Raw genomic sequence first — 23,775 nt, 5'->3', positions numbered from 1 at the left:
AAGGCAAGGCAACATGACTCAGCCTGTACTACAAGTACACAGCATGAGTAGACAGGAGGAGGTGGTGATCATGGGCAAGGAGGAACGGCACCACACATCACCCGGCGGGGACGGCGCGACCGACCAGCCGGGCCATCCCGAATGGATGATCGACCTGGCAAGCCTGATCAACGATCCGGGCTATGACCGGTGGCGCTCCATGGTCGCGACAACCGGCGGGTGCGCTCACCCGATCCACCTCGCCGGGGAATCATTGATCGTCGATACGGCCACCGGGGAAGTGCTGCACCGCTACCAGACCAGTGACGAGGTGCGCGGACATCTGCTGGTGGCCTGCGGCAACCGGCGGGCCTCGGTGTGTGCGGCCTGCTCACAGGTCTATCAGGCCGACACCTTCCACCTGATCCGGGCGGGCCTGTCCGGCGGCAAGGGCACCCCGGAGACGGTCAGCGCTCATCCCCGGGCGTTCGTCACGCTCACCGCCCCGTCGTTCGGGCCGGTCCACACCAGAAAGGAGAGGAACGGAGTCGTACGGGCCTGCCGTCCCCGGGCGCGGAACAAGACGTGTGAGCACGGGCGGCCGGTCGGCTGCCACGCCCGACACGAGAACGGAGACGAGCGGCTCGGCCAACCGATCTGCCCGGGCTGCTACGACTACCCCGGCGCGGTGCTGTGGCAGGCCCACGCGGGCGCGCTGTGGCACCGCTTCACCCTCGAAGTGCGACGCACCCTCGCCAGCGAGGCGGGCCTGAGCCGTACCGAGTTCGGCAAACGGGTGCGAGTCTCCTTCGCCAAGGTCGCCGAGTACCAGCGGCGGGGCCTGGTGCACTTCCACACCGTGATCCGTCTCGACGGACCGGACGGCAGCACACAACCTCCCCCGGCCTGGGCCGATCACCACCTACTCACCCGGGCCATCCCGGAAGCGGTCCGCCGGGTGACGGTGCGTACGCCGGAAAGCGGCCTGGGCCGGTGGAACCTGCGATGGGGTGATCAGCTCGACATCCGCCCCATCCTGCTCGACCAGGCGGCGAACGGACTGAGCGAACGGGCGGTGGCGGGCTACATCGCCAAGTACGCGACCAAGGGCGCCGAAGCCTCCGGCACCGTCGATCATCGCCTGTCCTGCCCCACCTGCAAGGGGCGTGGTCGGCTGAGCCTGACCGCCTCGTGCGGACGCTGCCACGGAACGGGCCTGAAGCCGGGCCTGCATCTGGACGCGCTCCCGGTCACCGAGCACGCGCGGCGGATGATCCATACCTGCTGGGATCTGGGCACACGCCGGGAGTTCCGCGCACTGCGGCTGCGGCCCTAGGCGCACATGCTCGGCTTCCGGGGCCACTTCTCCACCAAGTCCCGCCGCTACTCCACCACCCTCGGCGACCTGCGCGGGGTGCGGGCCGTACACCGGGCCACCGAAGCACGCCAGCGGTACGGCCTGCCCGCTCTCGGCGACGAGACCACGCTCGTGCTCGGCCACTGGCGCTTCGCCGGATCCGGCTACACCCCCGGTGAGGCGATCTTGGCCGAAGACGTCCGACGACGCGTCGCCCTGGCCCGCGCCATCACGGCGGAACAGGCGGAACGGGAGGACGGATGACAGCAGCCGGATCCCCCGGCGAGCGACGGCTGTATCGCGTCTGCGAGGCCATGTACCTGCTCAGCATGAGCCGCAGCGTGATCTACGAACAGATCCGATCGGGCCGTCTGCGCTCGGTCACCCAGGGCCGTACCCGGCTGATCCCGGCCTCGGCCATCTCCGACTACGTGGCACTACTCGAACAGGAAGCGAGGGCATCATGACCACACGACGCAGCCGGGGTGATGGCGGACTGCACTGGGACGAGGCGCGGGAGCGCTGGATCGCCTCGGTGACGGTCGGCTACACCCCGGCCGGAAAGCGCATCGTCAAGAAGGCCAGCGGCAAGACCAAGACCGAAGCCAAGGCCAAGCTCAAGGAGATCATCAGGGATCACGATGACGGGCTGGCCAGCGGTCCGGCCAACTACACCGTGGCCGAGGCCGTGACGAGCTGGCTCACCTACGGCTTACACGGGCGGGACGCGAACACCGTGGCCAACTACCGGACCTTGTGCGACAAGCACGTCATCCCCGGCCTGGGCGCCCGCAAGCTGCGGGAACTGAGCGCCGAAGACGTGGACCGATGGCTCATGGGTAAGGCCAGGACACTCAGCGCTCGGACGGTCCGGCTGCTCCACTCCTGCCTGAACCGGGCGGTGAAGTTCGCCCAGGCGCGGGACAAGGTCAAGCGCAACGTAGTGGGCCTCTGCGAGGTCCCTGAGGGGAAGGAGGGACGCCCTTCCAAGGCACTCACCCTCGACCAGGCGGAGGCCGTACTCAAGGCCGCCGAGGGCACGCGGATGCACGCCTACGTGGTGCTCTCACTCCTCATCGGCGCCCGGACGGAGGAACTGCGGGCACTCGTCTGGTCGGAGGTGGATCTCGCTGGTGAACCGGGCAGCGAGGCTCCCCCGTGGATCGCCGTGTGGCGCTCCGTGCGGGAGGGAGGCGACACCAAGACCCGGAAGTCCCGGTGGTCCCTCGCGCTACCTCGTCGGTGCGTTGAGGCCCTGTGGGAACACCGGGCACAGCAGGACAGGGAACGCGAGGCGGCGGGCGCGAAGTGGCAGGAGAACGATCTCGTCTTCGCCTCCCTGGTCGGCACTCCCCTGGACTCCCACAACGTACGGCGGGCGTTCCGGAAGATCGTGGAAGACGCCGGACTGTCCGCGAAGGACTGGACTCCCCGCGAGATGCGGCACAGCTTCGTCTCGTTGCTCTCCGACTCCGGCGTACCCCTGGAGGACATCGCGCGGCTCGTCGGTCACAGTGGGACGGCGGTCACGGAGGCGGTCTACCGCAAGCAGATCCGCCCGGTGCTCCTCGGCGGCGCGGAGGCGATGGATCGGATCTTCACATGAGGAGAGTAATAGTCACTCAGTTAGTCACCCAGAATGCGAAAAGGGTGTCTCCCTTTCGGGTGACACCCTTGCCGACCAGTGAAAACCTGGTCGGGACGACAGGATTTGAACCTGCGACCCCTTGACCCCCAGTCAAGTGCGCTACCAAGCTGCGCTACGTCCCGGTTGTCCTGCGCCCTCTCGAGCGGGACGTCATAACCTTAGCGCAGATCGGATGGACGTGTGCACGCCAAGGCGTCCGCCGGACACATTGATCATGCGATGAACGAGGTGCACGTGGGGCGCAAAGCGCTGATCGATCATGATGAGCTGCGACGACTTGCCCGGGAGGGATTGTCCAACGTGGAGCTGGCCGCGCGGTTCGGGGTGAGCGAATCCGGAATCCTGCAGGCCAAGAGGGCCGCGGGACTTTCCAAGCCGATGCTCGACCATTCACGGGCGATCCCGTGGAAGCTGGACCGCTCGCACAGCCAGTCCGGCCCGGCGACGAATCTACGCAATCTGTCCTCCGTCGCCCAGGGGCGTGCGATCCCCGCCGAGAAGCTCAACACCGCGCTGCGCTGGGCCGGCCGGCTGGTGAACGACGGGCTCGACGTCGCCTATGAGCCCGGGCGGGGGTTCCTGGAGGTTCCGGCCCCTCCCGGGCGGTCGCTCATCGAGACGGTCCTGACCGAGGCCCGCCGGACACTGGAGCATCCGGCCGAGGCCCACCGGACACTGGAGCATCCGGAAGGGTGAGAGCCGCGCGGTGACCGGGAGGCGACCGGCACCCGCAGCGCGGGGTCTCGCCCCGGGGGCCGGGCGGGTGGGTTCGCCCGTCGTTCGGCCAGGCCCGGCCCCGATCGAAAGGACGACAAAGACAGGCATTTATCACCCGATAAATGTTGATAAAACGCTGGTTCAGTATTTCTTGACAGCTAATCACTGATACAGGCAGCCGGTTTCGAGGCTTGCCCCTGGGGCAGCGCACGGGGACAACCGCTTACACAACCGGAGGCAGACATGTCCACCGTGATCTGGGTGGCCGTCGTCGCGGTAGCGGTGGTGGCGATCATCGCAGTCGGCTATGTCGTACTGCAGCAGCAACGCCGGCACCGGCTTCGCGATCGATTCGGCCCCGAGTATGAACGCACCCTGCGGGAGCGCGACACACGGCAGGAAGCCGAGCAGGAGCTCATCGCCCGTGAGCAGCGTGTCAACTCCCTCGACATCCGCTCACTCGATTCCGGGACACGCGAGGCCTACACCAAGAAGTGGATGGAGGTCCAGGAGCGTTTCGTGGACGCCCCCGGCTTCGCGGTGACCGAGGCCGACCATCTGGTGACCTCCGTGATGGCGGAGCGGGGCTATCCGACCGAGAACTTCGAGCAACGGCTCTCCGACCTGTCGGTCGCGCACGGCAGGACCCTCGACCACTACCGGCAGGCCCACGAGATCAGCAGCCGTGCCGCCCACAAGGAGGCCTCCACCGAGGAGCTCCGGCAGGCCATGGTGCACTACCGCATCCTGTTCGAGGAGCTGCTCTCGGCTCCCGAGGGCGCGACCAACGGTGATCGGTCCCCCCGGCACACCGATCCGCGTCGCGAGGACACGATCGACGACGAGCGAACCGGCCGCCACGACCCCCAAGGACGGTGACCCGACATGAACGATCGACCCGATCGAAACGAAGACCGCCTGGTCTACAAGAACGAAGACGACCTGAACGTCCCACTCCAGCGAGCCGATGAGACGACCGCCGGATTCCAGGAGTCTCGCCACGCCGAAACATTCCCGAACCGGCATGACGGCCTCGATGACGGCCGGCATCGCGCGCTGGACGACGACGCACCGACGGTGATCGCGAACCGGCCCGACGACATGCCGGATCGGGATCAGGCGGTCGTCCCCGCCGACCGGTCCGACCTCGCGCATGACACGGCCGCGCATGACACGGCCGCGCACGCCGCGGACGGGTTCCTGTTCGATCAGGACCCCGACGAGGTACGGCGGCGCTGGCAGGAGGTCCAGACCGCTTTCGTGGACGACCCGCGTGACTCGGTGGAACGCGCCGACTCCCTCGTCGCCGAGGTCACGACCGCGCTGCGGACCGCGTTGGAGAGCCGGACGGCGGATCTTCAAGGCCGCTGGAAGAACAGTGACCACAACGACACCGAGCAGCTCCGTACGGCCCTGCGCGACTATCGGGCGACGCTGGAGCAGCTGCTGGCCCTGATCCACGGGACGAGGTGACCCATGCTCGCAATCGCTGCCGCGGTCGTGTTCGGCCTCGGCTTCCTGCTCGACCTGATCAACACCAGGATCGGCGGCATCAGCGGCACGACCTTCCTGCTCCTCGGACTGCTCCTGCTGGCGCTGCACCAGGCGGGAGTCGGAACGGCGGGTGTGCGGGGCGGTACGGCCTGGCGCCGCCGACGTTGAGCGCTCCCGAGTCGGAGAACGCGCCCGCGAAAGGGGACGCCGCCCGTGCAAGCGGCGTCCCCTTTCGGCGCAACCGCCCTGACGGGCACTGCACGGCTCCCGGCGGGCTTCCCTCGGACCGAGGGCATCGGGCGACCGGCTCCCGGCCGGATCATCGAGCCCGGATCATCGGGCCGTGTCGCCGGAAGGACACCGTGCCACCGGGAGGAGGCCCTGTCACCGGGAGGACGAGGCCAGGGAGGCGGCCCGGATGGCGAGCTCGAACTCCTGACGGGGATCGCTTATCGCGCCGAGCGAGACGATCTCCCGTCTGAAGAACAGTCCCAGTGTCCAGTCGGTCAGGACCCGGACCTTCTTGTTCACGGTGGGCACCCGCGACAGGTGGTAGGTCCGGTGCATGAGCCAGGCCGGCAGGCCACGGAGCTTGCGGCCGTAGATCTGCGCGACCCCTTGGTACAGTCCCAACGTGGCCACCGATCCGACGTAGGCGTGCTTGTACGGGCTGCGCGCCTTGCCGCGGAGCGTGGCCACCACGTTGTCGGCCAGCCTGCGGGCCTGCCGTACGGCGTTCTGGGCGTTGGGCGCGCACGTCTCCCCCGGCTTGGTGAGATCCGGTACGGCGGCGCAGTCCCCTGCCGTGAAGACGGTGGGGAAGCCCTCCACGACCAGTTCGGCGGTCGCCTTCACCCGGCTCTTGTCGTCCAGGGGAAGACCGCTGGCGTGCACGAGCGGATTCGGCTTGACCCCCGCGGTCCACACCAGGGTGTCCGCGTCGAACTCGCTGCCGTCGTCGAGCACGATGTGGCCGTCCTCGGCGGAGTTCAGCCGGGTGCGCATCCGCACGTCGATTCCCCGGCTGCGCAACTGCGCCAGCGTCCACCGGCCCATCTCGGGCCCGACCTCGGGAAGGATGCGGTCGGTGGCCTCCACCAGGAACCAGTGCATGTCGCCGGGGTCCACCGTCGGGTAGTAACGGCAGACGTCGCGGGCCATGTCCTCCAGCTCGGCCAGGGCCTCGACGCCGGCGTAACCGCCACCGACGAAGACGAAGGTGAGGGCTCTGGCCCGGACGGCCCGGTCGGTGGTGGACTCGGCCAGATCGAGCTGGGAGAGCACATGGTCGCGCAGGTGGATGGCCTCCTCGACGCTCTTGAAACCGATGCCGGTCTCGGCCAGGCCCGGAATGGGCAGGGTCCGGGAGATGGAACCGGGCGCGAAGACCAGGATGTCGTACTCCAGGGTGCGGCCGGGTCCCTCGTGCGGGCAGAGATCCGCGGTGTGGGCGACCGGGTCGACGCCGACCACCCGGCCGTTGAGGATCGTGCACTTGTTCAAGACCTTGCGCAGCGACACGACGACGTGCCGGGCTTCGACGTTGCCTGCCGCCGCCTCGGGGAGGAACGGCTGGTAGGTCATGTACGAGTCGACGTTGACGACGGTGATGCGGGCCTCGCCACGCCTGAGTTTGCGCTGGAGCCGCAGGGCGACGTACATGCCGACATAGCCGCCACCGACGATCAATATGCGGACAGGTGTAGTCATAAACCGGCTTGTACCCAGAAAGGGCACTTTGGACCTTTAAGTACCTTATGCCGGAAAAAGGCGGTTCAGACTTTGAAGGACATGGTGATGAACGTTCCTGCCGCCCCGGTCTCGAACGCGATGTCGGAGCTGATCATGCGGGCCACCCAGAGCCCCATGCCGCTGGTGGCATAGGGCCCGGGCGGCGTCAGACCGGGCGTTTCCAGAGGAGTCCAGCACCCCTCGTCGTGGATTTCCACGACGAGGGTGCGGTCGACGGCCCACATCCGCAGCATGGCCTTGGCCGCGGCGTGGCCGTGCGTCACGGCGTTGGTGGCCACCTCGTTCACCGCCACCAGGAAGTCGGCCAGCCGCTCCTGCGACATACCGCTCCGCATGGCCTGGGCGGTGGCGAAGTCGCGCACGTCAGGCAGGTCGGGAAGGCAGAAGGCGAGCTCCGCCACGGCTGCTCCGGCGGGGACGGGCCGAGAACGGTCGCCACTCGCCATGAAGCGAGCCGGACGACCACCGTCCTCGTTCACGCGAGATCCGCCTCCCCTGTCCCATCGCGCCGTTTTCACCGCCACCTGGGGATCATCCAAACGCACCCTACGCCACTCCTGCCGTCGCCGACTGGGGTGCCCGGTGAGGGGCCGTGTATTCAGCATTCGGCGACGAGTTCCTCGCGAAGCTGGTCCAGCACCTTCCGCAGGATACGGGAGACGTGCATCTGGGAGATCCCGAACTCCGCGGCGATCTCCGCCTGGGTCAGGTTGCCGAAGAAGCGCAGGAGGAGGATGTTCTTCTCGCGCGCCGGCAGCTTGTCGATCAGCGGCTTGACCGCCTCGCGGTCCACGAGCGTGCCCAGCGTGTCGTCCTCGTCGGGGATGACGTCGCCCAGGGCGGCCGCGTCGTCGTCGGCGCCGAGCGGCGCGTCGAGCGACAGGGCGCTGTAGGCGGCCGAGGCGTCGAGGGTGAGCAGGACGTCCTCTTCGGAGATGTTCATCTTCGCGGCGAGCTCGGCGACCGTCGGGGACCTGCCGAGGTCCTGGCTGAGATCGGCGACCAGCCGGTTCAGCTCGGCCCTGCGCTCCTGGTAGACCCGGGGCACCCGGATGGCCCAGGTGCGGTCGCGGAAGTGTCGCTTGACCTCGCCGGTCATGGTGACCACGGCGTAACCGCGGAAAGCGTGACCGAGGGTGGGGTCGAATCCGTTGATGGCCTTCATCAGCCCGACGTAGGCGGCCTGGAGGAGGTCCTCCAGCGGCTCGCCCCGGTAGCGGTAGCGGCGGGCGATCTCCATGGCGAGTGGCCGGTGCATCTCGACGATCCGCTCGCGCAGGCGCTCGGCGCGGTATTCGGAGATTTCGGGCAGAACCATCTCGGCGAGGAGTTCCTCGGCGGTCATGTCGGCGAGTTCGAGGGCCTGAACAGACATTGCTGCTCCCTGATATGACTGTCGGGCGGCGCCGATAGCACGGAACAGCATCCGGGCAGACGGCATCGCCTCGACCACTTTTCGAGGCGAGGCCCTCTGCTGGACCTCGGTTCTAGTATTACCCCGATTCCGGGAGTATTGCTCCCTCTCAGGTAACAGTAAGGTTGCTAATCAAATGTCGAGGAGGACCTGAGTGACGGTGTCAGAGAACGGCGAGAGAGCAGCAGCCCTGACTCTGACGTCGGCGCTGGTCGGCGGTATCAACGTGATCCGGGTGACGGGCCTGCTGGACGCCACGACCAGGGACCAGTTCGCCGACTATCTGGCTGTCGAGGCGGAGGAGCACGGCCCTGACATGGCGCTGGACCTGAGCGGGGTGACCTTCATGGACTCCCGCGCACTCGGGCTCATCGTCCACCACTGGCAGCTCAGCACCAACGCCGGCGCGAAGTTCGCCCTCATCGGGGTGGAGTACGCCAAGACCAAGGTGATGTGGATCACCGGTCTCGCCCAGCGCCTGCCGCTGTACGACACGATCGAGGACGCGCTCGCCGCGTTCGGCTAGCGGGTTTCGCCGCGCCGCCGGCCGAGGACTCCGGGGTGCCGCCGGCCGAGGACTCCGAGGGCGCCAAGAGCCCGCTCAGCCGGCTTTTCCCGCGCGATTGCGCTGATGCTCGTCGACCAGCAGCCGGGCCAGATCGGCCACTTTCACCTGGTGGTGCTGGGAGATCCTGCGCAGTTCGTCGAAGGCGGCCTCGGCCGAGCAACCACTGGACTTCATGATGATGCCCTTGGCCTGGTCGATGATCGCCCGGCCGGCCAGCGCCTCCTGCATCTGGGCGGCGTCGGTCCTGACCTCGTCGTAGTCCCACATGTTGGCCAGCGCCACACTCACCTGCTCGGCCAGCATGTCGGCCAGCGGGGGCACGTTCCGGGCCGCGAAGACACCGGGGCGCACGCCGTACAGGCCGAGGACCAGGACCGCGCGCTCGACGGTGATCGGCATGGCCAGAACCGAGCGGACCCCGCAGCGAACCGCCATCCCGACGTAGTCCGGCCACCGGGATTCGCGCAGCACGTCCTGCACGATCACGTGACGACCGGTGGCCCGCGCCTCGGTGGAGGGGCCCTGCCCCAGGTCTTCCTCGCTGTCGACGAGCACGATGAGCTCGCTGTGCGAAGCCGAGACGACCATCCGCTCCTCACGCCAGAGCTCGGCCGAGCCGCCGGCGCAACCGGGCACGTCGCCCGCGAGTGTGGCGGTGAGCCCGCGCAGTACGCTCTCGCTTGAGGTTTCCTCGCTCACCCGGCTCAGAGCTGCGAGATCCCTGGCGAGAACGGGAGTGACCATTTCCATGTCACGAAACCCCTTCCTGACTTCGCTAACTTAATCACTATCCGACCGCGCATCGATCCGATCCACCGGGTGGCGTACCGTCTACGACGGGGCCAGCCCCATCCCGGCCGCCGACGAGGACGAACATTGACCGACGCCATTGGCCTTCAGGCCCTGGAGCAGGCGCTGAGCGCGCTTACGACCAGGGTTTCCTCCTTGCGCGAGGCCAGGTCCGCCTACCCCGCCGACCCCCGGTCCACACTTGACGCCGCGCTCGCGGAGCTAGACACCGCCCGCGAGCTGCTGGAGGCGTCCCTGCGCGAGCTGCGCAAGGCGCCCAAGCGGTCCGGCGAGCGGGAGAGCGGGTCGCAGCGTGAGCTCAAGCTGCTGAGGCAGGTGTTCCGCACCTTCCCCGTCCCCGTGGTGGTGCTGGACGCCTCCGGCGTCGTCCGGCGCATCAGCGCGGAGACCTCCCAGATGCTGGGCAGCCCGGCCGGCTATCTGATCGGCCGCCCCTTCCCGCTGCTGGTCGACGTCTCCCGGCGGGCGGCGTTCCGCTCGCACCTGACCGCGGTGCAGCAGGGCGGCCAGACCGCGACGTTCCAGACCCGGCTGGCCCATCAGGGCCGCGCGCACACGGTGCAGCTCGCCGTCACCCGGCTGACGATGCCGGGCGAGCCGCAGGAGATGACCGCCGTCATGATCCTCCCGTTGGAGGCCCAGGTGGCCGGGCCGCCCCCGGGACCGGTGGACCGCTCCGACGCCTCCCTGGTCATCGCCGCCGCGCGCCGCCAGGAGCTGCTGTCCAGGATGACCCGCCTGTTGCTCGACGAGGAGAGCCTGCGCCAGCCGGTGACCGTCACCCGGGCCGCGCGGCTGCTGGCGGCCGAGAGCGCCGACTGGGTGATCGCCGACGTGGTCCGCGACGGCATGCCCCGGCGGGCCTGCGTGCTGGGCCCGAGCGACAAGCCGGTGACCGACCTGGTCCGCATGATCGAGGGGATGACCCCGCTGACCGCGCCGGCCGTCGCCCACGTGCTGACCGGCGGCTCGGGCGTGGTCCACGAGATGCTGGAGGAGGAGGGGCTGCTCGGCGACATCCCCGGCGGGCCGCCGTTGCTGCGAGTCATGGGCGCGGCCTCGGTGCTGATCGTGCCGATCCAGGGTGAGGCCGGCGCGCTGGGCGCCCTCACTCTCGTACGGCTGCGCGACCGCGAACCGTTCTCCCTGGCCGACCTGGGCCTGATGGAGGAGATCGGCGCCCACCTCGGGCTCGCCCTGCGGGCCCGGCGCAGCTTCCAGACGCGGTCCCAGGCCGCCGACGCGCTGCGCACCAGCGTGGTGCCCCGGAGCCTGCCCGACATCCCGGGCTTCGAGGCGGCGGCGATCTACCACGCGGGTTCCAGCCCGGTCGGGGCCGAGTTCTACGACGTCTTCCCCGTGCTGGACGGGTGGGGATTCGCTCTCGGCGGCTCCGCGGGCAAGGGCGAGGAGGCCGCGTCGGTCAGCGCGATGGTGCGCAATGGGCTGCGGGTGCTCAGCGTCTGGGAGTCCGACCCGGGCGAGGCGTTGCGCAAGCTGAACCACGCGCTGACGGCGCAGAACAGCGGCATGTTCGTGATGGCGGTGGCGGGCTTCGTCCGGGCCCGCAAGATCAGGCTGGCCAGCGCGGGACACCACCCGGCCGCGCTCCTGCAGCCCGACGGCGGGGTGCGGTTCACCGCCGGCGGCGGCGTGCCGCTGGGCATCGGCGCCGAGGCGGAGATGTTCACCGAGGAGCTCACGCTGACCTCCGGCCAGACCCTGGTCTTCTACTCCGACGGGCTGGTCGCCTCACAGAACGAGCAGGGCGAGCCGTACGGCGAGAGCCGCCTGGCCGATGTGCTGGCGCGGTGCGTGGCGCAGTCCCCGGCAACGGTGGTCAAGGCCATCGAGGAGGACCGGCACGCGTTCTCCGGCGGACGAGTATGGGACGAGATCGTGATACTCGCCCTGCGCGTCGTATAGCTTGGCGGTCGCGCCGGGTGACCGGCCCGGTGCTCCTGTCACATGGGACGTTCCGTGTCCGGCGAAGACGTGTGCTCGTGTCCAGTGAAGTGGGGACGGAGAATGTCACCAGCCCTGAATCGGCGCCCTTGCGGCCGCATGCGAGGGGAAGGGCGCCCCTGCGCCGCCCGGCGTCGTCCGGCCGGTCCGGTGCGAGAGCGCGACCTGGCGACCGGCCTGCGGCCGTCCGGGGGCGATTCGCGGTGACGGCCGTCCACCAGGCCGCGGTGTACGACTCCGACCAGCGGTTTCTGGCGATGGCGCTGCCGTTCATCCGGGACGGGCTGGCCAAGGGCGACCCGGTGATGGTCGCGACGACCTCGGCCAACCTCGAACTGCTCGGCGACGCGCTGGGCCGGGACGGCCTCCTGGTCGACTACGCGGAGAGCGGCTTCCTCGGCCGCCGGACGGTGGAACGCACCACCGCCTTCCACCGCTACTGGCGGCGGCGCGGCCTGGAGGCCCGGGGCGACGGGCACGTCCGGATCATCGCCGAGCCGGTGTGGACCGGCCGGGCGACCCGCGAGGTCCGGGCCTGGCAACGCATGGAGTCGGGGCTCAACCTGCTGCTGAGCGACACCAACGTGTGGATGATCTGCCCCTATGACGCGCGCGTCCTGGATCCGGACGTGGTGACGGCCGCGCGGCGCACCCATCCGACGATCTCGGCGGATGGCCGTACCCGACTTGCCTGCCCGGAATACACCGATCCAGTGGATTTCATCCGTGAATGTGACTCGGCTCCGCTGCTGGAACCTCCGCCGGACGCGGTCACCGTCTCGGCGGAGACGTCTCATGCCCTGCGCGAGTTCGTCACCGGCCAGGCGTCCTTGCTGGGGCTGAGCCAGGACCGGGCGACCCTGCTCGCGATCGCGGCCGGCAAGGCCGCCGAGCAGGTGGAACCACCGGTGACCGTCCGGTTGTGGGAGCGCTTCGGGGCGATCACCTGTCACCTCCACTGCCGGGGCGGCAGCATCGTCAATCCGGTCGCGGGCTTCCTCCCACCAGGCCCCACCGCCAGGCCGGGCGACGGACTGTGGATCGCCCGGCAGCTTTGCGACCGGCTGGACATCCACAATGACCTGGACGGATACGCGATCCAGCTACACGTCCCCAGCACACGCGCCGAAGAGCTGCGGCAAAGCCGCAAATACTGAGGTTTGCCTTCGGCATGAATCCGGGTATGGTCTCTCCCATACAGACGTGTGCCTAAGAAGCAGGCACCCCTGAAGGAATCACAGGCTTTCCATGCCTATCTCCTCCCAGAGGTGTGCCGTGAACATTGCATTCGTCTCCTCCGACACTCTGTCCTCCTCACAGAGCTCGTCCGACATCGCCGCGCAGCGCGCCCACCTCATCGCCATCGCTCGTGAGCTGGGCCGGGAGCACAAGGTCACGATCTACACGCGCAAGCACTCCGACGACGACAAGCCGCGGGTTCGCGTGGCGCAGGGCGTCACGCTGGAGAACCTGCCCGCCGGGCCCGCCCGTGACCTCCCCGAAGACAGTGTGCTCCCCTACCTGCCCGACCTCGGCGACCAGCTCATGCGCCGCTGGGGCCAGGATCGCCCGGACGTCATCCACGCCCACTCCTGGACCGGTGGCCTGGCCGCCATCGCGGGAGCGGACGGCCTCGGTGTGCCCTTCACCCAGAGCTTCAGCAGCGAGCACACCCGTGACGCCAAGAAGGTCCGGGTGCAGCGCGCGATCGGCCGCCGGGCCAGCGCGGTGATCGCCGGATGCGGGGACGAGGAGTCCACCCTGATCCGGCTGGGCGTGCCGCGCCGCAACATCGCGGTGATTCCCTGCGGCGTCGACGTCGAGCGTTTCCGTCGCCAGGGTCCTGCGGCGACCCGCGGCACCCGGCCCCGCCTGCTCCACGTCGGCCCGCTGACCGCGGACAAGGGCGTTCACACCATCATCCGCGCCCTGGAGGGCATTCCCGACGCCGAGTTGGTCATCGTCGGCGGACCGGACGCCGAAGGGCTGGCGCACGACGCCGACGCGCACCGCGTCATGCTGCTGGCCAAGGAGGTCGGTGTGGAGGACCGGGTCACCATGCTCGGGCACGTTTCGCACACCTCGGTGCCCAAGCTGATGCGCAGCGCCGACCTGGTCGTCTCGCTGCCGCGCGAGGCCGCCACCGGTGTCGTCGCGCTGGAGGCCATGGCGTGCGGCGTGCCCGTCGTCGCCTCGGCCGTGGGCGCCCACCTCGACTCCGTCGTGGACGGGGTGACCGGCCTGCTGGTGCCGGCGGACCGCCCCGCGCGGACCTCCCGGCTCATCCGCGAACTGCTCGCCGACCCCACCCGTCGCACCGCGCTCGGCTTCGCCGGCGCCGACCGCGCCCGGTCCCGCTACTCCTGGGAGAGGATCGGCCAGGAGCTGGTCCAGGTCTACGAGAACGCGCTCGCCACGCGACACTGATCGGACGAAGGAACGGGGACCCCGGAACGGGATCCCCGTTCCTTTTGTTTCAGTACGGGAAATCCACTTGATGGCGCTGTTCGAATATAAATACATTTGACTGCATGCTGATTCACCCCTGGGACTCCGCGGCCGAGGATGAGGCACTGGACTTCGTCCGGGCGAACGAATTCGGTCACCTGATCGCCGCCGGCCGGGACCGCGAGATCCCCGTCGTGGTGCCGACCCAGTTCCTGCTCGCCGACGACCGCACGATCCTGCTCCATCTGGCCAGACCCAATCCCATCTGGGCGGCGATAGCGGAGAATCCCGCCGTCGTGCTCTCCCTCGCCGGGGACTGGGCATACGTCCCCGGGGCATGGAAGGCCCTGCCCGGCCTGGAAGACCCTCGCACGGGCGTCCCGACCACCTACTATGCCGCCGTCCAGCTCGTCTGCCACGCCGAGGTGGTCGGTGACGCCGAAGGCAAGGCCGAGATCCTCCGCGCCCAGCTCGCCCGCCTGGAGGTCGACGGCGACCTGGTGGACCCGGCCGAGCACCGGCGGCTCCTGCCCGGCATCCTGGGCCTGCGACTGACGATCCAGAAGGTCAGCGGCAAGTTCAAGTACGGCGGCAACGCCGACGAGCCGCACCGCAGGCACGTCGCCGACCGGCTGGCCGAGCGCGGCGGTCCCGGCGACGCCGCGGCCCGTCGCCGTCTTCTGCGCGGGCTCGGCGGATAGGCGATCCCGCCCCGCCCTCCCGCGCACCACCCGGCGAGTAGGCGACCTCCCGCTCTGCCCTCCCGCGCACCACCCGGCGAGCAGGCGACCTCCCGCCCCGTCCTGCCGGTACGCCGCCCGGCGCGACGGGCGGGGCCAGAGGAGCCGCCCGTCAGCGCGCCGCCCGGCGGTGGAGCAGGACGCCGAGGCCCGCGGCGGCCAGCAGGACGGCTCCGGTCAGGACCAGGATCACCGCGCCGCCGACGGCTCCGCCGGTCCAGTGCCAGACGGCCTCGGGAATCGCCAGCGTCAACCCGGACACGCCGGCGACGATCAGCACCCAAGCGCGTTCCCTGCCGTATAACGCCAGGCAAACCAGCGCGATCACCGCGGTCGCCGAATAGCCCCAGGCCTCCTCATCCCACATGACCGGCCACTGCCCGCCGAACAGGGCGATGGCCGCGCCCATGCCGAGGGCGAGCGAACGGGGGACGAGCCGTCCGGCGAGGGCGAGCGCCAGGACGAGCGCGCCCAGCGCGATGTAACCGGCTCCCCATGCCGCGCCGCTCGGCCGGGCGAAGAGGTCCAGCAGACCGGTGACGGTCACCAGGGCCAGCGCGCCGCAGGCCAGCAGGCCGATCGCGGTGGGCAGCGCGGCGTAGGCCGCGCTCGCGACGACCATCCCCGCCACACCACCGGCGAGCACCTCGTGGCCTCCGGCGACGACCCCGACGCACAGGGCGGCCGTGCCCGAGCCCAGCGCGGCGAGCGTGGCGGCGACCCTGCGCCGCACGGCGACCGTCCCGTCGGCCGCCGGCGGCACCGTCCTGCCGGACACCGGCGGCACCGTCCTGCCGAGCCAGGCGGCGGCCGCCAGCAGCAGGACGGTGATGACCGCGAGCACCGCGACCCTGGCGGGCTGGGTCATTCGATCCCAGCCCAGGCCGACGAAGGTGGCCGCCCCGGCGAGGACGAGCCCGCCGCCGACGTAGGAGACGATCTCGCTCCAGCGCACCCGGCCGGCGGCCCCACCGGCGCGCAGGGCCTCGTGCACGGCCAGGGCCACCGGCTCCACCTGCTCGGCGCGGAGCTCGCCGGAGTCGACCAGCCTGGCCAGCGCCCGCCGTACCGGATCAGCGTCGTTCATGGCGGCATGCTCGCACATGTCGGAAACGCACCTCAGAGCAGGCGGGCCGCTTTGAGGCTGAGATGGAGCAGCAGCCGGTCCTCGCCGTCGGCCAGGTCACGGCCGGTGAGCCGTTCGGCCTTGCCCAGCCGGTAGTAGAGCGTCTGGCGATGCACGCCGAGCGCCGCCGCGGTCTGCTGAACGTGACCGGCGCGGTCGAGGTAGCCCTCCACGGTCCTGGCCAGCTCCGGGTCTCCGGCCAGCGCGGCCGTCTCCCGCGCCAGCTCGCGCAGGTCGGCCGGGGGCAGGCGGGCGAGCATTCGGTAGACGCCGAGGTCGGACCAGGCCGCGACGGGCGCGAGGGCCGGCACCTTGTCCGCCACCCTGAGCGCCTGTACGGCCTCCCGCCAGCTTCGCCAGGCCTGCGAGGGATCGGTCCGGGCGTCGCCGACGCCCGCGGCCGTGCCGTACATGGCCTGGATCCGGCCGGCCAGCTCCCCGGCCTGGCCCGCCGGGGCGAGCAGCGCGACCAGCGACTCGCCCTGCGCGAGGAGCCCGGGATCGGCGAGCACGCCGCGCGGGAGCGTCCAGAGCGCGGCCACCCGGTCCAGCGAGCTGCGAACGGCGATCGCCGCCACCGGACCGTGCACGTCGAGCCGGGACAGCGCCCAGGAGCGCTCGTCGGCGTCGGCGGAGAACAACTCCCGCAGGCTCCTGCCCAGGTCCTGGCGGCGACGCGCCTCCTGGGCGAGCATCGCGGCGACCCGGGCGACCAGGCCCGACACCGACGCGAGTGCGTCGCCGTCGAGAGTGCCGTCGTCCAGCAGCCACAGATAGCCGTAGGTCACCTCCTGGTGCCGCAGCGGCACGCACACGCGGGCGAGGACGCCCAGCTCGGCGTCGGCGGGGATGCGGACCGGGCCGCGCGCGGTCGCGATGCCGTAGCCCTCGAAGTAGGCTCGGACCTCCTCCGTCGCGCGGCGACGCAGGATCGACTCCTGGCGCACGATGTCGATGTCGCCGCTCTGCGCGGCATAGGCCAGGAGCTGGAACGAGCGGTCTTCCAGGGTGGCGGAAGCCCCGAGCCTGGCGGCGATCTCGTCGACTGTCTCCTGCAGCACCCTCCCATTGTTGTGCATCTGTATGAACGGAGGTCACAACGGTCGTGGCAGATGCACATGAGCCTTATCTGAACTGGGGTTTTAGTCTGAATACATGCTCGGTTCCCTTCTTCTCGCCGGATCACGGGTGCCGCTCGTGCGGCGCGCGGTGTCCGGCGTTCCGCTGACCCGCAAGGTCGTCGACCGCTTCGTCGCGGGCGAGACCACCCAGGACGCGGTCGAGGCCGTCCGCAGGCTGACCGGCGCCGGCCTCGCCGTGACCATCGACCATCTGGGTGAGGAGACTCGGGACGCCGCGGCCGCCGCCCAGACGGCGGACGCCTATGTCGTGCTGCTCGACGCGCTTCGTGAGCTGGGGCTCGGCGACCGGGTCGAGGCGTCGGTGAAGCTCTCGGCGGTCGGCCAGGCGCTCGGCGGCGACGGCGACAAGATCGCTCTGGAGAACGCCCACCAGATCTGCGAGGCCGCCCATGCCTCCGGGGCGAACGTGACCTTCGACATGGAGGACCACACCACGGTCGACTCCACGCTCGGCATTCTGCGGGCGGTGCGCGAGGACTTCCCCTCCACCGGTGTCGCCCTCCAGGCCTACCTGTTCCGCACCGAGGCCGACTGCCGTGACCTGTCCCACGAGGGATCGCGGGTCCGCCTGGTCAAGGGCGCCTACGCCGAACCCGTATCGGTGGCCCACCAGAGCAAGAGCGAGGTCGACAAGGCCTACGTCCGTTGCCTGCGCATCCTCATGGCGGGCAAGGGATACCCCATGCTCGGGACGCACGACGACCGGCTGATCTCGATCACCGAGACCCTCGCCGACCGTTTCGGCCGCACCCGCGGCGAGTACGAATACCAGATGCTCTACGGGATCCGCACCGACAAGCAGCAGGCTCTGGCCGGCGCCGGTCACACCATGCGCGTCTACATTCCCTACGGCGACGACTGGTACGGCTACTTCATGCGCCGCCTGGCCGAGCGCCCGGCGAACATCGCCTTCTTTCTTCGTGCCCTTGGAGGCAAGTGATGGATGCCATCTCCAACGTCCCGGCCCCGGCCAACGAGCCGATCCTCGGCTACGCGCCCGGCAGCGCCGAGCGCGCCACGCTCGAAAACCGCATCAAGGAGCTGGCCGGAGCCCAGCTCGACCTCACCATGACGATCGGCGGCGAGCAGCGGATGGGTGGCGGCGCCTCCATCGACGTGGTTCAGCCGCACAACCACGCCTCCGTGCTCGGCCGTACGGCTGACGCCACCGCCGACGACGTGCGGGCCGCCATCGATGCCGCGCTGAAGGCGGCTCCCGCCTGGCGCGCGCTGTCCTTCGACGAGCGCGCGGCGATCTTCCTCAAGGCCGCCGACCTGCTGGCGGGGCCGTACCGGCAGACGCTGAACGGCGCCACGATCCTGGGCCAGTCGAAGTCGGCGCAGCAGGCGGAGATCGACTCGGCCTGTGAGCTGATCGACTTCCTGCGATTCAACGTGGCCTACGCGCGCCAGCTCTACAGCGACCAGCCGGTGTCGTCGCCGGGCGTGTGGAACCGGATGGAGTACCGCCCGCTGGAGGGCTTCGTCCTGGCGATCACGCCGTTCAACTTCACCGCCATCGCCGGCAACCTGCCCTCGGCGGCGGCCCTGATGGGCAACGTCGTCGTGTGGAAGCCCTCCCCCACCCAGCAGTTCGCCGCGCACTTCACCATGCGCCTGCTGGAGGAGGCCGGGCTGCCCCCGGGCGTCATCAACATGGTGACCGGCAACGGCACCGCCGTCTCCGAGGTCGCCACGACCCATCCGGAGCTGGCCGGCATCCACTTCACCGGCTCCACCGCGACCTTCCAGCACCTGTGGTCCACGGTCGGCGCGAACATCGCCTCCTACCGGTCCTACCCGCGCCTGGTCGGCGAGACCGGCGGCAAGGACTTCGTGCTGGCCCACCCCTCGGCCGACCCGGCGGTGCTGACCACCGCGCTGGTCCGCGGCGCCTTCGAGTATCAGGGGCAGAAGTGCTCGGCGGCCTCCCGCGCCTATGTGCCGCGTTCGATCTGGTCGGCGATCCGTGACGAGCTCATCGGCACCGCCGAGTCGCTGACCATCGGCGACGTGGCCGCCGACCTGTCGACCTTCATGGGCGCGGTCATCGACGAGCGGGCGTTCGCCAAGCACAAGGCCGCGATCGACCGGGCCCGCGGGCTCGACTCGATCAACGTGCTGACCGGCTCCTACGACGACTCCACCGGCTACTTCGTGAAGCCGACCATCCTGGAGTCGGCCGACCCGACCGACGAGATCTTCTCCAAGGAGTACTTCGGGCCGATTCTCGGCGTGCACGTCTACGACGACGCCGACTTCGACACCGTGCTCGACCAGATGGAGAACGTCTCCCAGTACGCGCTGACCGGCTCGATCATCGCCCAGGACCGCTACGCGATCGCCTCGGCGTCCGAGCGGCTGCGCTTCGCCGCGGGCAACTTCTACGTCAACGACAAGCCCACCGGCGCCGTCGTCGGCCAGCAGCCCTTCGGTGGGGCCCGCTCCTCGGGCACCAACGACAAGGCCGGCTCGATCTTCAACCTGATCCGCTGGGTGAACGCCCGCACGATCAAGGAGACGTTCGTGCCGCCGACCGACCACCGCTACCCGCACATGGGCTGACATTCCCCAGACTGGTCGGCAGCAGCCCGACCTTGAGAAGCTGGGCTATTCCGAACAGGCAGCGGCCCCCGGGTCTCGTGTGTGAGACCCGGGGGCGGCGGACAGCCCTCATCACTTCCCGGCGGTGCGGGGCGACCCCGGTCAAAGGGGTCACCCCGCATGGGTCTCACTCTTCATGCAGTCTTGTGCCGACGTAACCGGAAATGACACGATGACCGATCCTTCCGACCACCTGGTGACCCCCGCCCAGCTGCGTGATCTCGCCGACCGCGCCGAGGCCCTGTCCACCGAACTGCGCGCCACCCAGGCACTGTTCCTGCTCGACGGCCGCGCCGCGCTGATCCCCCTGGCCCACCAGATCGACGGCGACCCCGACCAGATCAGACGCACCGCCGCCACCCTGCGCGCCGTGGCATCCGGCCTGGCCATGGTCAACGCCCGGCCCGCCGACGCCTGCCAGGCCCTGGAGGGCGGCTGCCCCGACCACGGCTGCACCCTGGTCGACGATCACGAGGCCGACCTCTGCCACTGCGGCGAGAAACTCCGCTTCGGCATGTGCTTCATCCACGGCGCCGCCTGGCCCACCACCCGCACCTGGTGCGTCGCACCCGGATGCGACCGCACCTGGGACTACCCCCGCCGCCTGCTGCCCTGCCCCGAGACCGCACGCTGGATCGTCGGCCCCGGCGAACTGCGACGACGACTGTGCGACGGACACGCCCTCGCCAGACGCACCATCCTCGGCGAGACCAGCATCACCCAGCTGACCTCGACCAACCAGCCGACAGAACCAGCCGGCCAACGGCGCACCTGAGCACCGGCCGTCACCACCGGTTCGGCTTGCCCGCGTCGTCGTAGGCCGTGAAAAGCAGCGGCGCCCGAGCCTCGAACGCGAGACCCGGACGTCATCCGTTTCCGGTTACGGCCACGGCATCGACCCGACCCACGAGGCGCCGCCGTCGACATCGAGCCGATACCAGCCCGGCCCGTACGCCGCCCGCACCAGCACCGGCTCCGTGCACGGATCCTCCCCCGGCCCCAGCAGCACTCCCAGCTCCCGCGCGATCGTCCGGTTCTGCTCGACCCACGCGTGGCAGACGTCGTCCAGGTCCAGCCCGTTGCACGGGCAGTTCGTGATCGTCCGCGGGTCGCCGCCCATCCCCCGCGGGTCCCGGTGGTGCTGCTGCGTCGCCGGCCTGCGGCCGCACGCTCTGCCCGAGCCGATCATCATCGGACCCATCCTCCGGTGAACAGGCCCGACCTCCAAAACGTCCGCGACGTCAACGCGCCACCCGTCCGCCCGGAAGCGCGCGGTCGGCCTCTCGGCGGGTGAAACTCGCGCGATAGGCACTGGGGCTGATGCCGAGTCGCCTCAGCAAGTGCTGGCGTAGCGAGTCGGCACTGCCCAGGCCGCTTTGCCGGGCCACCTGGTCCATGGACAGTGCCGTCGTCTCCAGCAGCTCCCTGGCTCGCTGCACCCGCTGGTGGAGCAGCCACTGTAGTGGGCTCAGCCCAGTCTCGGCATGGAACCTGCGGGTCAGGGTCCGCACGCTGGTGCGCGCGTGGGCCGCCAGATCGGCCAGGGTCAGCGACTCGTGCAGCCTCCGCAGCACCCACTCACGGGTCTCGGCCAGGGAGACACCGCGCTCGGACGGCAGGGGTAGGTCGATGAACTGGGCCTGGCCGCCGGGCCGTACCGGCGCGAACACCGCCAGCCGGGCCACCGCGTTGGCGACCGCCGCACCGTAGTCGGTGCGGATCATGTGCAGACACAGGTCGATCCCCGCGCTGAGCCCGGCCGAGGTGAGGACGTCGCCGTCCTCGACGTAGAGCACGTCGGGCTGGACCTTGACGGCGGGGAAGCGGCTGCTCAGCTCCTCGGAGTGCACCCAGTACGTGGTGGCACCACGGCCGTCGAGCAGGCCGGCCTGGGCCAGGGTGAACGCACCTGTGCAGATCGAGGCGATCCGCCCACCTGCGGCGGCCGCCTCGCGCAGGGCGCCCAACACCCGAGGGTCGGCGGCGTGCCGCTCCCCCGAGCCGGTGACCATCACGGTGTCCGCACCGGCCACCACGTCCAGGCCGTTGCGGATCACCACGTCCAGACTGTAGGTGCCGGCGATGGTTCCCGGCTCGGCGGCGCAGATGACGACCTCGTAGCCGGGAGCACCGTCCACCTCGGCCGCCCCGAACAACATCTCGGGGATGGACAGGTCGAACACCGTCACGGGTGGCACCGCGATGACTGCTATCCGATGCATGGCCAGAACCTCCGGATATATGGCATTTCAGCCACTAGTGTACGGCTCGCATCCCGAGCAGGGTGGTCCACATGACTTTCACCGTTGTCTTTGGAGCAGGTTCAACCGGAATCGCGACGGCACGCCTGCTCGCCGATTCGGGCGAGCGGGTGCGCCAGATCACCCGAAGCGGTGGCGGTGTCGAGCACCCGCTGGTCGAGCGGGTGGCAGCCGACGCCACCGATGTCAGCCTGCTGACCTCCCTTGCCGAGGGGGCAGGCTCGCTGATCAACTGTGCGGCGCCGCCGTACGACCGCTGGCCCGAGCAGTTCCCCGCGCTGGCCGCCGCGCAGCTGATCGCCGCCGAACGCACCGGAGCGGGCTATGTGATGCTGGGCAACGTCTACGGCTACGGCCCGACCCACAGCGCCTTCACCGAGGATCTGCCCATGGCGCCGACCACCGTCAAGGGCGCGGTCCGGGCACGGATCTGGGCGAACGCCGTCGCGTCTGGCGCACGGGTCACCGAGGTGCGCGCCGCCGACCTCCTCGGCGCAGGGGCCTACTCCTTGTTCAACCTGATGGTGACCGGGCCGTTGCTGACCGGGGATCCCGCCTTCCTTCCCTACGATCTGGACGTACCCCAGAGCTGGTCCTACACCGGCGACGTGGCGCGCACCCTGGTCGCGGCGGCGCGCGACGACCGCTCGTGGGGCAGGGCCTGGCACGTTCCGTCCACGGTGGTCACCGCGCGGGAGGTGGCGGTCCGCATGGCCTTCCTGACCGGAGCACCTGAGCCGAAGCTGGAAAGCATGCCCCTGGAGGAGATCCGCCGCCTGGCCCTCACCGACCCGATCATGGCGGAGGTTCCCGAGATGCAGTACCTCTACCGGCGCCCCTTCGTCCTGGACTCATCCCTGACCCAGCGGACCTTCGGCTTCGGGCCGGCCCCACTTGACCAGGCCCTCATCGAGATGACCAGCCAGTAGGCGAACCGCGAACCGCGAACCCCTGCCATCGGGAAGGCGTCGTGCCGGCGACCGACCACCGCTGTCGGCGGCACATGTGGAACGATCTACACCGGCGGGGGCGGGTAGCGGTGGATCTCCGCCCGGTGCCCGGTCGAACCGGCGAACTTGGCGTCGTCGGTCAGCAACGGCACCCCCAGCAGCTCGGCGAGGGCCACGTACATGCCGTCATAGGCGGTGAAGTTGTTCCGCAACTCCAGCACCCGCCGCTGTAGGGGCAGCATCGAATGACGGACGATCTTGAGCTGGGCGTAGCGCTCCAGCATGACCCGGGCCCGCTCCTCGGAGATGCGCACTTCCGGCTTGCTGGTGATCACATGTCCGCGTACCACCGAGGCGATCTCCACATCGATCAACGCCGGCGCGTGCAGCTTGCGGGCCAACCGCTGCCGAAGGAGGTCGTCGCCTCTCACATTGGCCAGCAGGCGGAAAACGATCGAGGCGTCCACGACCAGGGTCACCGGCGACCCTCACGCATCGTCTCGCGGACGAAGTCGGGGTCGTACGGCACCGGCTCATCGGTGGCGATCTTGGCCATCACCTCGTCCAATGTCGGGGTGGCCGCCTCCTCGTTCAGAAGGTCGCGCACATAGGCCGTCAGCGACTTGCCTTCACGCTCCGCCCTGACCTTCAGCGTCCGCTCGGTCTCCTCGGGGATGTCCCGAATCTGCATTATTCCCATGCATGCATGTTAGCATGCACGTTGCATGCATTCAGGGCGGGGCCGAACGGGACGCCGCCCCTGTGCCGCGGTGGCCGCCGTGGCACACCGCGACCGTGTA

At 69.7% G+C, this 23,775-nt stretch carries 25 protein-coding genes, 1 tRNA gene and 1 pseudogene; 16 read left to right on the top strand and 11 right to left on the bottom strand.

The window, feature by feature from the left end; all coding sequences use genetic code 11:
* Window positions 1-13: 13 nt before the first annotated feature.
* The 3 genes and pseudogenes from ACQPYK_RS16210 to ACQPYK_RS16200 all read left to right on the top strand — a co-directional run bounded on the left by ACQPYK_RS16210 (window position 14) and on the right by ACQPYK_RS16200 (window position 2,942).
* Window positions 14-1,600: pseudogene (locus ACQPYK_RS16210) on the top strand (replication initiator).
* Window positions 1,597-1,803, top strand: a complete 207-nt coding sequence (locus ACQPYK_RS16205; protein WP_184757765.1) for a helix-turn-helix domain-containing protein — start codon at window positions 1,597-1,599, stop codon at window positions 1,801-1,803. The pseudogene ACQPYK_RS16210 and the gene ACQPYK_RS16205 overlap by 4 nt, the downstream one beginning before the upstream one ends.
* On the top strand, window positions 1,800-2,942 hold the full coding sequence (locus ACQPYK_RS16200; RefSeq protein WP_433256051.1) for a tyrosine-type recombinase/integrase: 1,143 nt from the start codon (window positions 1,800-1,802) through the stop codon (window positions 2,940-2,942). The genes ACQPYK_RS16205 and ACQPYK_RS16200 overlap by 4 nt, the downstream gene beginning before the upstream one ends.
* A gap of 87 nt (window positions 2,943-3,029) precedes the next feature.
* On the opposite strand, the gene ACQPYK_RS16195 is transcribed toward ACQPYK_RS16200, so the two are convergent.
* Window positions 3,030-3,106 (bottom strand) — tRNA-Pro (locus tag ACQPYK_RS16195).
* A gap of 97 nt (window positions 3,107-3,203) precedes the next feature.
* Here ACQPYK_RS16195 and ACQPYK_RS16190 point away from each other — a divergent pair.
* The 4 genes from ACQPYK_RS16190 (at window position 3,204) to ACQPYK_RS16175 (ending at window position 5,363) form a co-directional block, all read left to right on the top strand.
* Entirely contained in the window at window positions 3,204-3,680 is a 477-nt protein-coding gene (locus ACQPYK_RS16190; protein ID WP_433256049.1) for a hypothetical protein, read from the top strand.
* 264 nt (window positions 3,681-3,944) lie between these two features.
* Complete coding sequence (locus tag ACQPYK_RS16185; RefSeq protein ID WP_433256047.1) at window positions 3,945-4,580, top strand: hypothetical protein; 636 nt, start codon at window positions 3,945-3,947, stop codon at window positions 4,578-4,580.
* 6 nt (window positions 4,581-4,586) lie between these two features.
* On the top strand, window positions 4,587-5,174 hold the full coding sequence (locus tag ACQPYK_RS16180) for a hypothetical protein (protein ID WP_433256046.1): 588 nt from the start codon (window positions 4,587-4,589) through the stop codon (window positions 5,172-5,174).
* 3 nt (window positions 5,175-5,177) lie between these two features.
* Window positions 5,178-5,363 (top strand): hypothetical protein, encoded by a 186-nt coding sequence (locus tag ACQPYK_RS16175; protein WP_433256044.1) that lies wholly within the window; start codon window positions 5,178-5,180, stop codon window positions 5,361-5,363.
* A 216-nt stretch (window positions 5,364-5,579) separates the two neighbouring features.
* Here ACQPYK_RS16175 and ACQPYK_RS16170 read toward each other — a convergent pair whose 3' ends face one another.
* The 3 genes from ACQPYK_RS16170 to ACQPYK_RS16160 form a co-directional block, all read right to left on the bottom strand.
* Window positions 5,580-6,905 (bottom strand): NAD(P)/FAD-dependent oxidoreductase, encoded by a 1,326-nt coding sequence (locus tag ACQPYK_RS16170; protein ID WP_433256042.1) that lies wholly within the window; start codon window positions 6,903-6,905, stop codon window positions 5,580-5,582.
* 65 nt (window positions 6,906-6,970) lie between these two features.
* Complete coding sequence (locus ACQPYK_RS16165; protein WP_433256040.1) at window positions 6,971-7,348, bottom strand: ATP-binding protein; 378 nt, start codon at window positions 7,346-7,348, stop codon at window positions 6,971-6,973.
* 197 nt (window positions 7,349-7,545) lie between these two features.
* Entirely contained in the window at window positions 7,546-8,322 is a 777-nt protein-coding gene (locus tag ACQPYK_RS16160; protein ID WP_433256038.1) for a SigB/SigF/SigG family RNA polymerase sigma factor, read from the bottom strand.
* A gap of 193 nt (window positions 8,323-8,515) precedes the next feature.
* On the opposite strand from ACQPYK_RS16160, the gene ACQPYK_RS16155 reads away from it, so the two are divergent.
* Window positions 8,516-8,887 (top strand): STAS domain-containing protein, encoded by a 372-nt coding sequence (locus tag ACQPYK_RS16155; RefSeq protein ID WP_433256037.1) that lies wholly within the window; start codon window positions 8,516-8,518, stop codon window positions 8,885-8,887.
* A 75-nt stretch (window positions 8,888-8,962) separates the two neighbouring features.
* On the opposite strand, the gene ACQPYK_RS16150 is transcribed toward ACQPYK_RS16155, so the two are convergent.
* Window positions 8,963-9,679 (bottom strand): ANTAR domain-containing protein, encoded by a 717-nt coding sequence (locus ACQPYK_RS16150; RefSeq protein WP_433256036.1) that lies wholly within the window; start codon window positions 9,677-9,679, stop codon window positions 8,963-8,965.
* Window positions 9,680-9,805: 126 nt separating this feature from the next.
* Between ACQPYK_RS16150 and ACQPYK_RS16145 the strand changes: the two genes are divergently transcribed.
* The 4 genes from ACQPYK_RS16145 (at window position 9,806) to ACQPYK_RS16130 (ending at window position 14,853) form a co-directional block, all read left to right on the top strand.
* Complete coding sequence (locus tag ACQPYK_RS16145) at window positions 9,806-11,665, top strand: SpoIIE family protein phosphatase (protein ID WP_433256034.1); 1,860 nt, start codon at window positions 9,806-9,808, stop codon at window positions 11,663-11,665.
* A 242-nt stretch (window positions 11,666-11,907) separates the two neighbouring features.
* Entirely contained in the window at window positions 11,908-12,861 is a 954-nt protein-coding gene (locus ACQPYK_RS16140) for an anti-sigma factor RsbA family regulatory protein (protein WP_433256032.1), read from the top strand.
* Between the two features lie 118 nt (window positions 12,862-12,979).
* The gene (locus tag ACQPYK_RS16135) at window positions 12,980-14,131 is read left to right on the top strand and encodes a glycosyltransferase (RefSeq protein ID WP_433256030.1); all 1,152 of its coding nucleotides are present in this window, start codon (window positions 12,980-12,982) and stop codon (window positions 14,129-14,131) included.
* A gap of 104 nt (window positions 14,132-14,235) precedes the next feature.
* Window positions 14,236-14,853 carry an FMN-binding negative transcriptional regulator gene (locus ACQPYK_RS16130; RefSeq protein WP_433256029.1) on the top strand — a complete coding sequence of 206 codons (618 nt, stop codon included), beginning with the start codon at window positions 14,236-14,238 and terminating at the stop codon, window positions 14,851-14,853.
* A 151-nt stretch (window positions 14,854-15,004) separates the two neighbouring features.
* Here the strand turns inward: ACQPYK_RS16130 and ACQPYK_RS16125 are convergent, their stop codons facing one another.
* Window positions 15,005-15,979 carry a hypothetical protein gene (locus tag ACQPYK_RS16125; protein ID WP_433256027.1) on the bottom strand — a complete coding sequence of 325 codons (975 nt, stop codon included), beginning with the start codon at window positions 15,977-15,979 and terminating at the stop codon, window positions 15,005-15,007.
* Window positions 15,980-16,011: 32 nt separating this feature from the next.
* Window positions 16,012-17,079, bottom strand: coding sequence for a PucR family transcriptional regulator (locus ACQPYK_RS16120; protein WP_433256026.1), 1,068 nt, complete (start codon window positions 17,077-17,079; stop codon window positions 16,012-16,014).
* A gap of 94 nt (window positions 17,080-17,173) precedes the next feature.
* Here ACQPYK_RS16120 and ACQPYK_RS16115 point away from each other — a divergent pair, with 94 nt between their 5' ends.
* The 3 genes from ACQPYK_RS16115 (at window position 17,174) to ACQPYK_RS16105 (ending at window position 20,539) form a co-directional block, all read left to right on the top strand.
* Window positions 17,174-18,100 carry a proline dehydrogenase family protein gene (locus ACQPYK_RS16115; protein WP_433256024.1) on the top strand — a complete coding sequence of 309 codons (927 nt, stop codon included), beginning with the start codon at window positions 17,174-17,176 and terminating at the stop codon, window positions 18,098-18,100.
* Window positions 18,100-19,725 carry an L-glutamate gamma-semialdehyde dehydrogenase gene (gene pruA, locus ACQPYK_RS16110; protein ID WP_433256022.1) on the top strand — a complete coding sequence of 542 codons (1,626 nt, stop codon included), beginning with the start codon at window positions 18,100-18,102 and terminating at the stop codon, window positions 19,723-19,725. The genes ACQPYK_RS16115 and pruA overlap by 1 nt, the downstream gene beginning before the upstream one ends.
* 211 nt (window positions 19,726-19,936) lie before the next feature.
* Window positions 19,937-20,539, top strand: a complete 603-nt coding sequence (locus tag ACQPYK_RS16105; RefSeq protein ID WP_433256020.1) for a hypothetical protein — start codon at window positions 19,937-19,939, stop codon at window positions 20,537-20,539.
* Between the two features lie 105 nt (window positions 20,540-20,644).
* On the opposite strand, the gene ACQPYK_RS16100 is transcribed toward ACQPYK_RS16105, so the two are convergent.
* Together ACQPYK_RS16100 and ACQPYK_RS16095 are read right to left on the bottom strand one after the other, a co-directional pair.
* On the bottom strand, window positions 20,645-20,956 hold the full coding sequence (locus tag ACQPYK_RS16100) for a hypothetical protein (RefSeq protein ID WP_433256019.1): 312 nt from the start codon (window positions 20,954-20,956) through the stop codon (window positions 20,645-20,647).
* Between the two features lie 49 nt (window positions 20,957-21,005).
* Window positions 21,006-21,986, bottom strand: coding sequence for a GlxA family transcriptional regulator (locus ACQPYK_RS16095; RefSeq protein ID WP_433256018.1), 981 nt, complete (start codon window positions 21,984-21,986; stop codon window positions 21,006-21,008).
* A gap of 71 nt (window positions 21,987-22,057) precedes the next feature.
* On the opposite strand from ACQPYK_RS16095, the gene ACQPYK_RS16090 reads away from it, so the two are divergent.
* Window positions 22,058-22,954, top strand: coding sequence for an NAD-dependent epimerase (locus ACQPYK_RS16090; protein ID WP_433256016.1), 897 nt, complete (start codon window positions 22,058-22,060; stop codon window positions 22,952-22,954).
* An 86-nt stretch (window positions 22,955-23,040) separates the two neighbouring features.
* Here ACQPYK_RS16090 and ACQPYK_RS16085 read toward each other — a convergent pair whose 3' ends face one another.
* Together ACQPYK_RS16085 and ACQPYK_RS16080 are read right to left on the bottom strand one after the other, a co-directional pair.
* Complete coding sequence (locus ACQPYK_RS16085; protein ID WP_433256014.1) at window positions 23,041-23,454, bottom strand: type II toxin-antitoxin system VapC family toxin; 414 nt, start codon at window positions 23,452-23,454, stop codon at window positions 23,041-23,043.
* Window positions 23,451-23,675, bottom strand: a complete 225-nt coding sequence (locus ACQPYK_RS16080; protein ID WP_433256012.1) for a FitA-like ribbon-helix-helix domain-containing protein — start codon at window positions 23,673-23,675, stop codon at window positions 23,451-23,453. The genes ACQPYK_RS16085 and ACQPYK_RS16080 overlap by 4 nt, the downstream gene beginning before the upstream one ends.
* Window positions 23,676-23,775: the final 100 nt, after the last annotated feature.

Origin of the sequence: Streptosporangium sp. CA-135522, from assembly GCF_050949235.1 — a bacterium.
In the GTDB taxonomy this organism is placed as follows: domain Bacteria; phylum Actinomycetota; class Actinomycetes; order Streptosporangiales; family Streptosporangiaceae; genus Streptosporangium.
The sequence above is the reverse complement of the archived record's forward strand: the minus strand, read 5'-3'. Positions and strand labels throughout refer to the sequence as shown.

Coding starts and splice junctions, on each gene's coding strand:
- ACQPYK_RS16100 (WP_433256019.1), bottom strand. CDS start 20,956: ATGATGATCGGCTCGGGCAGAGCGTGCGGCCGCAGGCCGGCGACGCAG.
- ACQPYK_RS16080 (WP_433256012.1), bottom strand. CDS start 23,675: ATGGGAATAATGCAGATTCGGGACATCCCCGAGGAGACCGAGCGGACG.
- ACQPYK_RS16125 (WP_433256027.1), bottom strand. CDS start 15,979: ATGAACGACGCTGATCCGGTACGGCGGGCGCTGGCCAGGCTGGTCGAC.
- ACQPYK_RS16150 (WP_433256036.1), bottom strand. CDS start 9,679: ATGGAAATGGTCACTCCCGTTCTCGCCAGGGATCTCGCAGCTCTGAGC.
- ACQPYK_RS16160 (WP_433256038.1), bottom strand. CDS start 8,322: ATGTCTGTTCAGGCCCTCGAACTCGCCGACATGACCGCCGAGGAACTC.
- ACQPYK_RS16130 (WP_433256029.1), top strand. CDS start 14,236: ATGCTGATTCACCCCTGGGACTCCGCGGCCGAGGATGAGGCACTGGAC.
- ACQPYK_RS16175 (WP_433256044.1), top strand. CDS start 5,178: ATGCTCGCAATCGCTGCCGCGGTCGTGTTCGGCCTCGGCTTCCTGCTC.
- ACQPYK_RS16185 (WP_433256047.1), top strand. CDS start 3,945: ATGTCCACCGTGATCTGGGTGGCCGTCGTCGCGGTAGCGGTGGTGGCG.
- ACQPYK_RS16090 (WP_433256016.1), top strand. CDS start 22,058: ATGACTTTCACCGTTGTCTTTGGAGCAGGTTCAACCGGAATCGCGACG.
- ACQPYK_RS16115 (WP_433256024.1), top strand. CDS start 17,174: ATGCTCGGTTCCCTTCTTCTCGCCGGATCACGGGTGCCGCTCGTGCGG.
- ACQPYK_RS16095 (WP_433256018.1), bottom strand. CDS start 21,986: ATGCATCGGATAGCAGTCATCGCGGTGCCACCCGTGACGGTGTTCGAC.
- ACQPYK_RS16190 (WP_433256049.1), top strand. CDS start 3,204: ATGAACGAGGTGCACGTGGGGCGCAAAGCGCTGATCGATCATGATGAG.
- ACQPYK_RS16170 (WP_433256042.1), bottom strand. CDS start 6,905: ATGACTACACCTGTCCGCATATTGATCGTCGGTGGCGGCTATGTCGGC.
- ACQPYK_RS16180 (WP_433256046.1), top strand. CDS start 4,587: ATGAACGATCGACCCGATCGAAACGAAGACCGCCTGGTCTACAAGAAC.
- ACQPYK_RS16200 (WP_433256051.1), top strand. CDS start 1,800: ATGACCACACGACGCAGCCGGGGTGATGGCGGACTGCACTGGGACGAG.
- ACQPYK_RS16205 (WP_184757765.1), top strand. CDS start 1,597: ATGACAGCAGCCGGATCCCCCGGCGAGCGACGGCTGTATCGCGTCTGC.
- pruA (WP_433256022.1), top strand. CDS start 18,100: ATGGATGCCATCTCCAACGTCCCGGCCCCGGCCAACGAGCCGATCCTC.
- ACQPYK_RS16105 (WP_433256020.1), top strand. CDS start 19,937: ATGACCGATCCTTCCGACCACCTGGTGACCCCCGCCCAGCTGCGTGAT.